A 13,121-nucleotide genomic window follows, 5' to 3' on the forward strand; every position below is an offset into this window, starting at 1 on the left:
AGAAAGCTGGTGGGTATTTATGAAAGAAGTTCAAAAATATTTAGAGAGCAGAATTGGTTCGTATAGCTTTTTCTTTGAGGATTTAAAGAGTGGTTATACTTATGGTTATAATGAAAACGTTAAAATGATTTCAGCAGGTTGTATGAAATTACCTATAGCTATAGCTCTTATAAAAGAAGTAGAGGAAGACAAGATAGACTTTTTGAATAAAATTAAAATAGAAAGTTCAGATAAGGTCTATGGAACTGGTATAATACATGAATTTGGAGAAAGAGATTATACTGTATTTGAACTTATGGTAGCAATGTTAATACAAAGTGATAATACAGCAGCAAATAAAATAATTGATTTAGTTGGTATGAATAAAATAAATCAAACTATTAAAGAATTAGGTATGAAAAATACTGAGCTTAATAGAAAAACTGCTGATGAAAGAAATTTCAAATCAGATGTAGAAAATTATACAACAGCTTATGATTTAACCTTAGCCTGGAAAAAACTTAGTGAGGGTTCTTTCTTAATTAAAGAAAACTCTCAAATGCTTATAGATATACTTACAAGACAACAGATTAAAAACAAACTAGCTTTATATATACCAGACAGCCTTAAGTTTGACATATCAAGTAAAACAGGAGACAAAAAGGGAGTTGAGAATGATACAGCCTTAATTCATACTCAAAAAGGAAACTTTGCTTGTACAGTAATGTCAAGTGGAATTCCTAACTCAGTCTACGGAACTGTGACTTTAGCTAAATCTGGTAAAATGACTTGGGATGCCATAATGAACAATTGGCATTAATATTTAATGTATTTTTAACTGAAAATATAAAATAATTATTAAAATATTATTGACATGAAATTTATATTATGATACTATAATCACAATAAAAAGCAGTTCAGAGAGGCTGAATAAAATAACCTTTAAATTTGATCCAGAGAGGTCAATAAGGAAGTTATATAATTGGATTATAATCTTAAAAGATTTATTTATATGTTAAAAGTCTTCCTTATTTTAGGAAGACTTTTTTTAAAAATAAAATTATATAGCTTTTCTTCTTTAAATTAACACAGAGAGGTTAAAAAGGAGTGGAATTTTATGTTAAAAAACAAACACTTATTAGATCCATCAGATTTCACAATAGAGGAGTTTGATGAAATTTTTAAATTAGCACATCAAATTATGTCAAATCCAAAAGAATATCAAAACATATGCAATGGTAAAATCCTAGCAACACTTTTTTATGAGCCAAGTACTAGAACAAGATTATCTTTTGAATCAGCAATGCTTAGACTAGGCGGACAAGTTATAGGTTTTTCAGAACCGAATTCTTCATCAGTTGCTAAAGGAGAATCTTTAAGAGATACTATTAAAACAGTAAATTGCTATGCAGATCTTATAGCAATGAGATATCCCTTAGAAGGTGCAGCAAAAGTTGCTTCAATGTATTCAGATATCCCAGTTATAAATGCAGGTGATGGAGGTCATCAACATCCAACTCAAACATTAACAGATCTTCTTACAATAAAAGAATATAAAGGAAATCTAGAAGGAAATACAATTGCTTTATGTGGAGACTTAAAATTCGGTAGAACAGTACATTCTCTTATAAAAGCACTTTCAAGATATAAGAATAATAAATTCGTATTAATATCTCCAATAGAACTTAGAATCCCAAATTATATTAGAAAGCAAATTTTAGAAAAAAATAATATAAAATACAAAGAAATTACTAGTTTAGAAGAAGGAATTAAAGAAGTTGATATTTTATACATGACAAGAATACAAAGAGAAAGATTTGTAGATCAAAGTGAGTATGAAAGATTAAAGGATGTATATATATTAGATGAAGCAAAAATGAAAAGTGCCAAAGAAGATATGATGGTTCTTCACCCTCTTCCAAGAGTAAATGAAATAGCTTATGAAGTAGATGAAGATTCACGAGCACTTTACTTTAAGCAAGCCAAATGCGGAATGTATGTAAGAATGGCATTAATGGCAAAACTTTTAGGGGAGGCGTAATAAAATGAAAAATAGAGAATTACAAAATCATAAATGTAAAAATACAAAATGTATAACTCAAGTAGAAAAATATGTTCCTCAAAGTTTTACTTTAATAGATGAAAAGAATAATGTATACCATTGCGATTATTGTAACGCAGAAAACACTTTTCAAAAGAATTAAATTTAGGAGGACATAATTAAGATGAATTTGCTAATTAAAAATGTAAATTTAATAGATGAAAGTAACAACTTTTTTGGTGATATATATATAGAAAAAGGATTAATAAAAGAATTAGGAACTGAACTAAATAAAGAATGTGAAATAATAGATGGAAAAGGCTTAGTACTTATGCCAGCATTTATAGATACTCATGCACACTTTAGAGATCCTGGTTTTGAATATAAAGAAGATATTGAAAGTGGATCTAAAGCTGCAGTTAGAGGAGGATACACAACAGTAACCTTAATGCCAAATACAAAACCAGTTTGTAGCTCAAAAAAAATATTAGATTACGTGGTTAACAAAGGTAAAGAGGTAGGGTTAGTAGATTTATATCAAACAGTTTCTATAACAAAAGATTTATCAGGTAAAGAAATAAATCATCTTAGTGAATTTGAGAGAAATCCTAATGTTAAAGCAATAACAGATGACGGTAAAGGTGTATCAGATTCTAAGATTATGATGGAAGCTATGAAAATAGCTAAGGAAAATAACTGGATAGTAATGTCCCATGCTGAAAGTCCAGAATTCTCAAAAGTTGATATGAGATTAGCTGAAAATATGATGACATGGAGAGATATTACACTAGCAAATTTTATAAATTGTAGACTTCACATGTCTCATGTAAGTACTAAGGAAGCTATGCAATATATAATAGAAGGAAAAAATGATGGAATTAAAGTAACTTGCGAAATAACTCCTCACCACTTAGCTTTAAATAATAAGATTAGTAATTATAGAGTTAATCCTCCTATAAGAGAAGAAGAGGATGTGAATTTCTTAATAAAAGCAATAAAAATGAACTATGTTGATTGTATAGGAACAGATCATGCTCCCCATTCAAAAGAAGATAAAGAAAAAGGAGCCCCTGGCATGATTGGAATTGAACAAGCTTTCTCAATCTGCTATACGAAGTTAGTTAAAGAAAATAATATAAGCTTAAATAGACTAAGTCAATTAATGAGCGGAAATGCTGCTAAGTTATTAAATATAAATAAGGGAAAGCTTCAACCAGGTTTTGCAGGAGATTTAGTTATTGTAGATTTAAATAAGAAAAGAATATTTAAAGAAGAAGATATAGTATCTAAAAGTAAAAATACGCCATTTAATGGAATGGAGTTTTATGGAGATGTAGTACTAACAGTAAAAGACGGAAAAATAGCTTATAAGGGTGAGTTTTAGGAGGTATATATGATAGCTGATAAATTGTTTGAAAAAGTAGAAAAAAACGGAGTGGTTTGTGTTGGATTAGATACAAGCCTAGATTATATACCTGATGAATTCAAAAGTAAGTTTTCAAACGAAGGAGATATGTTATTTGCTTTTAATAAAGAAATAATAGATGCCACACTAGATGTATCTGCATGTTTTAAAGTTCAAATAGCTTATTATGAAGCTCTTGGTCTTAAAGGATTAGAAGCTTATAAAAATACTTTAAGTTATTTAAGAGAAAAAGATGCTTTAATAATAGCTGATATAAAAAGAGGAGATATAGCAGCAACTGCTAAAATGTATGCAAAAGCTCATTTTGAAGGGGATTTTGAAAGTGATTTTATAACTCTAAATCCATATATGGGAATGGACAGTATAGAGCCATACTTACCTTATATAGAAAAAAATGAAAAAGGAGTATTTGTACTAGTAAGAACTTCAAACAAGGGAGCTGAAGATATAGAATATCTAGATGCTGGAAATGGAAAGAAAGTTTATGATGTGGTTGGAGAAAAGTTAAATACTCTAGGAAAAAACTATTTAGGAAAACATGGTTATAGCTCAATAGGTGGAGTTGTAGGTTGTACTCATCAAGAAGAGGCAAAAGAAATGAGAGATAAATTAGATATAATGCCATTTTTAATACCTGGATATGGTGCACAAGGAGGAACTGCTAAAGAGGTATCAACTTATCTTAAGAATGGAAATGGTGGAATTGTAAACTCTTCAAGAAAGATATTATTAGCATATAAATCTATGGAAGATAGTAAAAACTTTGCAGAATGTGCTAGAAAAGAAGCCATTTCAATGAGAGACAGTATAAAAGAAGCGATTTTAAAATAGTGAGAACACTTGGGAGGGCAGATTATGGCTATTGAATATTTCAAAGGTAAAGTAAAAGAAAACGTTGAATTAGTAGAGGGAATATACTCATTAGTAGTAGAACATGAAGCTAAAATAAATGCAGGACAATTTTATATGATAAAAACTCCAAATACTTTCTTAGGAAGACCAATAAGTGTTTGTGAAGTAAATGGAAATGATGTACGTTTTGTGTATGCTACTGTTGGCGCTGGAACAAATGAAATGAAAAAAATGATTTCTGGAGATGAAATAGAAATAATAGGTCCTTTAGGAAATGGGTTCGATATAAACAAAGATTATGGAAGAGTTGCTTTAGTAAGTGGAGGTATAGGAACAGCTCCAATGCTAGAACTTGCAAAAAGCCTTAGAAAAAATAATAAAGATATGAAAATAGGTTTCTATGGTGGATTCAGAGATGACATATACTTAGTAGATGAAATATCAGAATATGTAGACGAGGTTAAAATTTCAACAAATACAGGAAAATATGGACATAAAGGATTTGTAACAGAAATTCTGCCTCTTCAAGAGTATGATACAGTGCTATGCTGTGGACCGGAAATCATGATGAAGAAGGTAGTTGAAATGTGTAGTGAAGCTAAGGTTGATGTGTATATTTCCATGGAAAAACATATGGCTTGTGGAGTAGGTGCTTGCTTAGTATGTACATGTAAAACAAAGTCAGGAAATAAGAGAACTTGCAAAGATGGTCCAGTATTTAATGGATTAGAAGTTGAATTCTAATTTAGGAGGGGTTAAAAGTATGTTAAAAACAGTTATAAATGGAGTAGATTTTAAAAACCCTATTATAGCAGCATCAGGTACTTTCGGCTTTGGAGCTGAGTATAATAACTTCTATGATGTGGGAAAATTAGGAGGAATAAGTTCAAAAGGACTAACTCTTAATAGTAGAGAAGGTAATGAAGGAATAAGAATATATGAAACTCCTCAAGGAATAATGAATTCAGTAGGACTTCAAAATCCAGGAATAGAAAAATTTATAGAAGTAGAACTTCCTAAAATGTTAGAACTAGGAACAAATATAATAGCAAATGTAGGTGGAGCTACTATAGAGGATTATGAAAAAGCAGTATCTCTTTTAAATAAAGAAAAGATAGACATGATAGAGCTAAACATATCTTGTCCTAATGTAAAATCAGGTGGAATGGCCTTTGGAATACAGTCAGATGTAGCATATGAAGTGGTTTCTAAGGTTAGAAAAATATGTGATAAACCTTTAATGGTAAAATTATCACCAAATGCTGAAAATATATGCAATATGGCATATAGATGTGCAGAGGCAGGAGCAGATTCGATCTCCCTAATAAATACATTAAAAGGAATGGCAATAGATATAAAAAATAGAAAGCCAGTATTTAATAATGTGTATGCAGGACTTTCTGGCCCAGCTGTAAAACCTATAGCCCTTAGAATGGTTCATGAAGTAGCTAAAACTGTAGATATTCCAGTAATAGGATTAGGAGGAATTTCTACAGCAGAAGATGCCATAGAATTTATGATGGCAGGAGCATCAGCTATACAAATAGGTACAATAAACTTTGTAAATCCTAAAGCAGGTATAGAAATAATAACAGGTTTAGAAGATTTTTGTAAAAAAGAAGGATTAAAAAATATTAATGAAATTGTAGGTTGTATAAAGTAATATATCAATATTTAATAATAAAGTATAGAAATACATTTAAAAATTTTTAAATTACAAATGTTATATTTAGATTATTGATGAAATTTATAAAAAGTGCTTCTGAAAATAGTAAAAAAAGTTAATTAAAAGAAAAAATAAGAAAGTTTTGGAGGAATTATATATGAGAAATACAGACGCTATTGTTATAGATACATTAAAAGAAGTTGGAGCATTATTAGAAGGACATTTCTTATTATCATCAGGAAGACACTCAAATAGATATTGCCAATGTGCTCAATTATTAAAATACCCAGAAAAAGCTGAGAAAGTATTAAAGGTTGTAGCTGATCAATTAAAAGATATAGATTTTGACTTAGTTGTAGGACCAGCTATGGGAGGAGTTATAGTAGCTTACGAATTAGGAAGACAATTAGGTAAGCCTGCAATCTTTACTGAAAGAGAAAATGGAGAAATGACTCTAAGAAGAGGATTTACTATAAAAAAAGGACAAAAGGTAGTAATAACAGAGGATGTTGTAACTACAGGTAAAAGTTTCAAGGAAGCTGCAAAGGTAATTGAAGAAAAAGGTGGTGAAGTTGTTGCAGTAGTTTGTATAGTAGATAGAACTCCAGGAAATGTAACAGATTTCCCAATGTATAGTTCAATAAAACTTGATATAGAAAGCTTTGAAGCAGAAGATTGTCCACTATGTAAAGAAGGGATTCCTTACATAAAGCCAGGAAGCAGAAATATAAAATAATTGAATAAATTTATAAAAACTCTAGTTATAAAGCTAGAGTTTTTTTATTTTAGAAAATATATTCTAAAAACTTATTGTAAGCAATTGAATTTTCCCATTTTATTACTTATAATAGAATAAAATACATTAAATTACAATAAAGAAGGGGTATTATAAGTTGAGTATATTTTTGAAGTATAAAAGTAAATTGATATTTTTCTTAACATTTATAATAGTTACACTTACTATAATAATAGCTATGATTTTTAAAGGTGGTGTTCCCATTAATAAACCATCCATTAAAATAACTTATAATAATGAAAAAGTACCAACAATAAATGGAGAATTTAATTGGTTTAATAAAGAAACGGGAGGAAATAGCACTTTTGCTGAGCCTATTGAAAATTTAAAGGCGTCATTATATGCAAAGGGTAGAGAAAAGATAAAAATAAGATTCTCTAAAGAGCCAAAATCTGTAATTATACAGGACATTTCTGTTTCTCCTTATAAAGATTATAAACTTTTAAAAGAAGAATCTAATAAAGAATTTTCCTTTATGCTTCCTGAGGAAAAAGGAGAATATAATTTTCAAGTGGATGGTATTTGGGATTCAACTCATAATGTATCTAAAATATTTAAAGTTTATATAGATTAATATTGAATATAATAAATAAAAAAATATTATTTTGATTAAAGAGGTATTATGAATTTAGAAAAAGTGATTTTAAAAAAAGATTTAATTAAGGATATAAAAAGTATTTCTTCCTTATATGAAAGCGCAGGATGGTTTGACTATACTGAAGATTTAGAAAAATTAGAAGAGGCATTTAAAAATTCATTAAAGATAATTTCAGCATGGCATGAAGAAAAATTAATAGGTCTTATTAGAGTTGTTGGAGATGGACTAACTATAATATATATACAAGATATAGTAGTACTTCCCGAATATCAAGGTAATGGTATTGGTAGAGTTTTGATTGATTCTGTATTAGATGAATATAAGCATGTTACACAAAAGATTCTAATAAGTGAGGATAAAGATTCCTCAATTAAATTTTATAAAAACATAGGCTTTAAATCAATTGATACTTATAATGGAGTAGCTTTTGTAAGTTATATAGAGTAAATTTAAAGCAACAAAGAACATCAATATTTAAATTATGTTCTTTGTTGCTTTATTTCATTTCATAAATACTTTAATATTTTTTTATTAAATATATCCTTTTCTTAATTTATAACATATGTAATTATAAATTTTTTCTAAAGAATACTTCCCCAACTTTATTTTCATTTATTGAAGTAATAAATCCACACTCTTCAAATCCTCTTCTGATATGCCATTTTTGAGCTTTTGTAGCATCAGTCATTGAAGAGCTTAATAAAAACTCACAATTTTTTTCTTTCTTTAAATACTCCTCTAAAAAGTTTAAAAGGCTTTCACCTATTCCAGAACCCCTAAGTCCATCTTTAACCACTATATAACTTATAAAAGGTATATGAGTCCATATATACTCTATTTTCAGACAACCTACAACTTGGTTATCTAATTCAGCTACTATAACTTCCTTCATATCTATTTTATTAGAAATAATCTCTTCATTTTTGTGTAAATCAAATTCCATAGTAGCCTTTAGGTCCTTTTGATTAGCAAATCTAATTACTTTATTCATTTAATTAGCCCCCTTGTTATTTCTTTTAAATAATTATATTACAATTATTTAAAATTAAATAGTGATTTATTTAAATTTTTTTATTACAATATATTATATACAATTAACTTTATAAATAAATCAGTTGTTATATTTTAAACTTAACTATATTTTATATTGATTAAGTATAGGAGGAAATTTAAATGAAATTAATATCATGGAATGTTAATGGATTAAGAGCTTGTGTTAAAAAAGGCTTTTTAGATTACTTTAAATCTGAAGATGCTGATATATTTTGTCTACAAGAAACTAAACTTCAAGAAGGACAAATAGACTTAGATTTAGAAGGATATCATCAATACTGGAACTACGCTGAGAAAAAAGGGTATTCAGGAACTGCAATATTCACAAAAAAAGAACCTCTAAATGTTTATTATGGAATAAATATGGAGCATCATGATAAAGAAGGAAGAGTTATAACTTTAGAATTTGAAGATTTCTTTATGGTAACTGTTTATACTCCAAATTCCCAAAGTGAACTTGCTAGATTAGAATATAGAATGGAATGGGAAGATGATTTTAGAAATTATCTTTTAGAACTTGAATCTAAAAAAGGAGTAGTTGTATGTGGAGATTTAAATGTAGCCCATAAAGAGATAGATTTAAAAAATCCTAAGACAAATAGAAAAAATGCTGGATTTACAGATGAGGAAAGATATAAGTTTTCTAAACTATTATCAAGTGGATTTATAGATACCTTCCGTTATTTCAACAAAGACTTAGAGGGAGTTTATTCTTGGTGGTCATATAGATTTAATGCAAGAAAAAATAATGCTGGATGGAGAATTGACTATTTCTTAGTTTCAAATAATTTAGAAGATAGAATAAAAGAAGCTTCCATAGATACTGAAATATTAGGATCAGATCACTGTCCTGTTAAATTAATAATGGAATAATTTTATTTAAAAGAGGATATATTAAATGTTAAACGTAAAATCTATAAGTATATTCAAGAATTATTGGATTTCACTTAGAAGTTTTATTTAAATAACATTTGATATATCCTCTCCTATTTTTTAGTTTAAATAAAAAATAAGAAAATTTAATTAAAGGCTTTATTTTCTTGTTTATATAATATTTTTGAAAGAGGTAGTGCTATAACTATACCAACACCAACTTGAAGTATATTACCTATTATATCCTTTGCTGAATATGCTAAAGCGCCTATTAAAGTATTAGAGCTTCCTGTAAATAAAAATGCTATTATTGCACCTGAGAAAAAATAAGCTATAACCATAAATATACTAGATATTAAAAATGGTACTAAATAACTTTTTCTATGGTTATATTCTAAAATAGCTCCAGCTATATATGCCATTAAAGCTTTTATTATAAATGTAAAAGGTGCCCAAATTATATATCCACTATATAAATCTACAATAGCCATCCCTATACCACTAGCCAGAGCTCCTTGTTTCTTTCCTAATAATGCTGCTGATAGAAGGACCATACAATCTCCTAAGTGAATAAATCCCCCTACAGTAGGAATTCTTATTAAATTTGCTGATATAAATATTATTGCAATCATTAGTGCTGTAAAAACTGTCTTATGAAATTTACTATTACTACTAACATTCATATATTTTACCTCCAGAACTAAAATATATTTATATATTAAAATATTATCAATTAATTATCAAATGTATGGATACAATTATATTTTATATAATCTCTTTAAAATTTATTTATTTATGATATACTGTTAAATAATATATAAATGGAATTTTTACAGAAGAGGAGTGAAAAAAATGAAAGAAAAAAACATAGCAGCATTTTTTGATATTGATGGAACAATATATAGAGAAGGATTAATCACAGAAGTATTTAAGAAAATAATAAAATATGAATTAGTAGATGAAACTAAATGGTATAAGGATGTACGTCCATCATTCATAAAATGGGATAAAAGACAAGGTGATTATGATGAATATTTACTAAAAATGGTTGATATATATACTGAAGCAATAAAGGGTATAAGCAATCATCATATAGAGTATATAGCTAAGAAAGTAATAGAGCAAAAAGGGGATAGAGTTTATACATTTACTAGAGAAAGAATTAAATGGCATAAAGAACAAGGTCATATTATTATAGCTATTTCAGGTTCTCCTTATGAACTTGTAAAAGAGATGTCAGAAAAATATAACATGAATGATTTTAAAGGTACTATATATAATCTTGACCATAATAATAAATATAACGGAGATATAATTCCGATGTGGGATTCTGAAAGTAAAGAAAAAGCTATCTTAGAATTAAAAGAAAAATATAATATAGACTTGGAAAATAGTTATGCTTATGGGGATACCTCTGGAGATTTTACAATGTTCAAAAATGTTGGAATACCATATGCAATTAATCCAACTAGGGAACTCATCACTAAAGTTCTTGAATGTGATGAAATTAAAGAAAAGATCAAGGTAATTGTAGAGAGAAAAGATGTTACTTATGATTTAGATATAAATAGCTTAAAACTCCTATAAATTTTGAAAAATATATACTATAATTCGTATTTTTATCAAAAACTACGGGTTTGTATTTTTTAATAATCTAAAATATATGTTTATAATCGAATTATAATCCCTAAAATATTTTATTTATTCGTAATAAAGTGCAACTAAATAAAATATTATATTAAAAACTAAAATAATTTTAGATAAATTAACCATTAAATAACATTGAAAACTTTATTTGAATTTATATTAAAATAGAAGAATAATACCTAATAATTTGCTATAATATGTATATAAAAAGCGAAATGTGTAAAAGGAGATAAAGATATGAGTAATGTTAAATTTTGTTCTATAATTATAAAGGATGACTTTAATAATATTTTAATTTCAAAAAGAAAAGGAAAAAAAGCAGATGAACACCTATGGCATGTTTTTGAAAGAAAAATAAAAGGAAGAGAAACTCCAGAAAAATGTGCAAATAGAGCAATAAAGGAAGATTTAAAAACTATAGTTTTTGATTTAAATCAATTATGTGATTTTAATGTTAATGAAGAAGAAATCTTAAGAGTTTTTACAGGTTCCTTAAAAGAAAAAATTACTTGTGGTTCTAATATAACTACATATAAATGGATAAATAAAGATGATTTAGATGATTATACTTTTGCAAATGGAGAATTAGAAAAGATACACGCTTTTTTTGATGCTATATAAAAACATACAAATATTAGAATGATTTTCTTAATAATTCCATAATAAAATTATTATGTGTTATTATGACATTATTAAGAAAAAAATTTTAGGAGAAGATTTTTATGTTACTATAAAATCTATATAACAGAGAAGATTCATTGTTATTTGTTTTTTTGCCTGATCAGAACAGATTAGAGATTGGTGAAAAAATTAAAATTATATTGAAATATTATACAGAAAAATATGATTCTTTCTGTGATAAATTAGTAGAACTTATAGCTAGAAAAAAACAGTCCATATGGACTGTTTTTTATCATTAAGCAGCATTTTTGCCTATAAATTTATGTACAATTTTCTCACATGGCGGCATAAAAAATTGTATAGCTGGACCTGTGAAAAGTACTGCTATTATTGTTCCAAGACCTACAACACCAGCTAGCAAATAACCAACTACTAGGAAACTTAAATCTAAGCCGATACGTATCCAACGGTATTGGAAGTTAGTTTTATCTCTTATTATAAGAGGAACTAAATCGTTTGGTGCAACTCCTAATTCAGTACTAACTAAGAATGAAAATCCTATAGCTATTATAATACAGCTTATAGCTACAATTATACATTTTGTAAATAAGTTGAAATTACTAAGTGAAGTATCTAATCCAACTCTATGTAATATTCCCATGATTGCATCTATAGTAGGGCCTACTACTATAACAAGTACAAAAGTTCCAACTTTAAGTTGTTTTTTATCTACAATAAAGATTCCAATAACTAAAGTAACAAGTATTATCATGTTAGCAGTTCCAGTTGAAACACTTAGAGATTTTGAAAGTCCTTGAGTAAATACAGTAAAGGGATCTGATCCAGCTCCGCTTAATAAGAATATTACAACACCTAATTGTATGATTGCCATTCCTAATAAGAAAAATATAAGTTTAGGAATAAATTTTTCTTTTTTCATTTTTTAATACACTCCTTGTTTTGATTTTTGTGAATCGTATTTTTGAATGTGAATTTAAATATTTAATGTGTATTTAAAAACTTAAAAGAAAACCAAACAAAAACGATTATAACTATTGTTAATCTATATGTCAAATAAATTTAATAATTTGATAAAAAATTCATAATTAAGCAAACTTCTATTGTTTAAAACTTACTATATTGTTAAAAAAAGCAAAATTGAAAAGTGCTTAATTTTAATTTATAATTATTACATTAGATTGGAGAGGTGGAAAATATGACGGATATTAAGATTAAAGAACATATTGCTAAAATAGCAAAAGCTTCAACATATTTTATTTTTAGAAATGGACCTGTAAATAAGCTTCTTAAAGAAAATAAAATTTCTGATGAAGAACTTAAGGAAATGCAAGAGTATATGCAAAATCATTTAGCATATCTTTATGAAGTGTTACTTGAAGAAGGTAATTTAAAGAAATATGAACTTGTAATGAATACAATGAATCAATTTTATGTAAATGATAATACAAAAGTAGAATTAGCTGATGATGGTTTTGATTCTTTATATGATCAATTATTTCCTAAAAGTAGCAACATAATTCTTAAATAAAAAAATGACTATGAGAATTT

At 27.2% G+C, this 13,121-nt stretch carries 17 protein-coding genes; 14 read left to right on the forward strand and 3 right to left on the reverse strand.

The window, feature by feature from the left end:
• The first annotated feature begins 19 nt into the window (after positions 1–19).
• The 10 genes from Q1J60_RS02335 to Q1J60_RS02380 all read left to right on the forward strand — a co-directional run bounded on the left by Q1J60_RS02335 (position 20) and on the right by Q1J60_RS02380 (position 7,805).
• Entirely contained in the window at positions 20–799 is a 780-nt protein-coding gene (locus Q1J60_RS02335) for a serine hydrolase (RefSeq protein ID WP_300257999.1), read from the forward strand.
• A gap of 297 nt (positions 800–1,096) precedes the next feature.
• A complete protein-coding gene (gene pyrB / locus Q1J60_RS02340; protein ID WP_300257953.1) occupies positions 1,097–2,020 on the forward strand; it encodes an aspartate carbamoyltransferase in 924 nt (307 codons plus the stop codon).
• Positions 2,021–2,024: 4 nt separating this feature from the next.
• Positions 2,025–2,183 (forward strand): aspartate carbamoyltransferase, encoded by a 159-nt coding sequence (locus Q1J60_RS02345; protein WP_300257956.1) that lies wholly within the window; start codon positions 2,025–2,027, stop codon positions 2,181–2,183.
• 21 nt (positions 2,184–2,204) lie between these two features.
• A complete protein-coding gene (locus Q1J60_RS02350; RefSeq protein WP_300257959.1) occupies positions 2,205–3,404 on the forward strand; it encodes a dihydroorotase in 1,200 nt (399 codons plus the stop codon).
• 9 nt (positions 3,405–3,413) lie between these two features.
• On the forward strand, positions 3,414–4,277 hold the full coding sequence (gene pyrF / locus Q1J60_RS02355) for an orotidine-5'-phosphate decarboxylase (RefSeq protein WP_300257962.1): 864 nt from the start codon (positions 3,414–3,416) through the stop codon (positions 4,275–4,277).
• Positions 4,278–4,301: 24 nt separating this feature from the next.
• Positions 4,302–5,042, forward strand: coding sequence for a dihydroorotate dehydrogenase electron transfer subunit (locus tag Q1J60_RS02360; protein WP_300257965.1), 741 nt, complete (start codon positions 4,302–4,304; stop codon positions 5,040–5,042).
• A 19-nt stretch (positions 5,043–5,061) separates the two neighbouring features.
• Positions 5,062–5,961, forward strand: a complete 900-nt coding sequence (locus Q1J60_RS02365) for a dihydroorotate dehydrogenase (RefSeq protein WP_300257968.1) — start codon at positions 5,062–5,064, stop codon at positions 5,959–5,961.
• Between the two features lie 160 nt (positions 5,962–6,121).
• Positions 6,122–6,700 carry an orotate phosphoribosyltransferase gene (gene pyrE / locus Q1J60_RS02370; RefSeq protein ID WP_300257971.1) on the forward strand — a complete coding sequence of 193 codons (579 nt, stop codon included), beginning with the start codon at positions 6,122–6,124 and terminating at the stop codon, positions 6,698–6,700.
• Positions 6,701–6,857: 157 nt separating this feature from the next.
• Entirely contained in the window at positions 6,858–7,334 is a 477-nt protein-coding gene (locus tag Q1J60_RS02375; RefSeq protein WP_300257974.1) for a glutaminase, read from the forward strand.
• A gap of 48 nt (positions 7,335–7,382) precedes the next feature.
• Positions 7,383–7,805, forward strand: a complete 423-nt coding sequence (locus tag Q1J60_RS02380; protein ID WP_300257977.1) for a GNAT family N-acetyltransferase — start codon at positions 7,383–7,385, stop codon at positions 7,803–7,805.
• Positions 7,806–7,926: 121 nt separating this feature from the next.
• Here Q1J60_RS02380 and Q1J60_RS02385 read toward each other — a convergent pair whose 3' ends face one another.
• Positions 7,927–8,349, reverse strand: a complete 423-nt coding sequence (locus tag Q1J60_RS02385; RefSeq protein WP_300257980.1) for a GNAT family N-acetyltransferase — start codon at positions 8,347–8,349, stop codon at positions 7,927–7,929.
• A 182-nt stretch (positions 8,350–8,531) separates the two neighbouring features.
• Between Q1J60_RS02385 and xth the strand changes: the two genes are divergently transcribed.
• Positions 8,532–9,284, forward strand: a complete 753-nt coding sequence (xth, locus tag Q1J60_RS02390) for an exodeoxyribonuclease III (RefSeq protein ID WP_300257983.1) — start codon at positions 8,532–8,534, stop codon at positions 9,282–9,284.
• Positions 9,285–9,430: 146 nt separating this feature from the next.
• Here xth and Q1J60_RS02395 read toward each other — a convergent pair whose 3' ends face one another.
• Positions 9,431–9,967, reverse strand: a complete 537-nt coding sequence (locus tag Q1J60_RS02395) for an ECF transporter S component (RefSeq protein ID WP_300257985.1) — start codon at positions 9,965–9,967, stop codon at positions 9,431–9,433.
• A gap of 169 nt (positions 9,968–10,136) precedes the next feature.
• Here Q1J60_RS02395 and Q1J60_RS02400 point away from each other — a divergent pair, with 169 nt between their 5' ends.
• Both Q1J60_RS02400 and Q1J60_RS02405 read left to right on the forward strand, forming a co-directional pair.
• On the forward strand, positions 10,137–10,871 hold the full coding sequence (locus tag Q1J60_RS02400) for an HAD-IB family hydrolase (protein ID WP_300257988.1): 735 nt from the start codon (positions 10,137–10,139) through the stop codon (positions 10,869–10,871).
• A 297-nt stretch (positions 10,872–11,168) separates the two neighbouring features.
• Complete coding sequence (locus tag Q1J60_RS02405) at positions 11,169–11,552, forward strand: NUDIX domain-containing protein (protein ID WP_300257991.1); 384 nt, start codon at positions 11,169–11,171, stop codon at positions 11,550–11,552.
• A gap of 295 nt (positions 11,553–11,847) precedes the next feature.
• Here the strand turns inward: Q1J60_RS02405 and Q1J60_RS02410 are convergent, their stop codons facing one another.
• The gene (locus tag Q1J60_RS02410) at positions 11,848–12,492 is read right to left on the reverse strand and encodes a YczE/YyaS/YitT family protein (protein WP_300257994.1); all 645 of its coding nucleotides are present in this window, start codon (positions 12,490–12,492) and stop codon (positions 11,848–11,850) included.
• 276 nt (positions 12,493–12,768) lie between these two features.
• Between Q1J60_RS02410 and Q1J60_RS02415 the strand changes: the two genes are divergently transcribed.
• The gene (locus Q1J60_RS02415) at positions 12,769–13,101 is read left to right on the forward strand and encodes a hypothetical protein (protein WP_300257996.1); all 333 of its coding nucleotides are present in this window, start codon (positions 12,769–12,771) and stop codon (positions 13,099–13,101) included.
• The last annotated feature ends 20 nt before the right edge of the window (positions 13,102–13,121 follow it).

Source organism: Clostridium sp., assembly GCF_029258205.1.
GTDB lineage: Bacteria > Bacillota > Clostridia > Clostridiales > Clostridiaceae > Sarcina.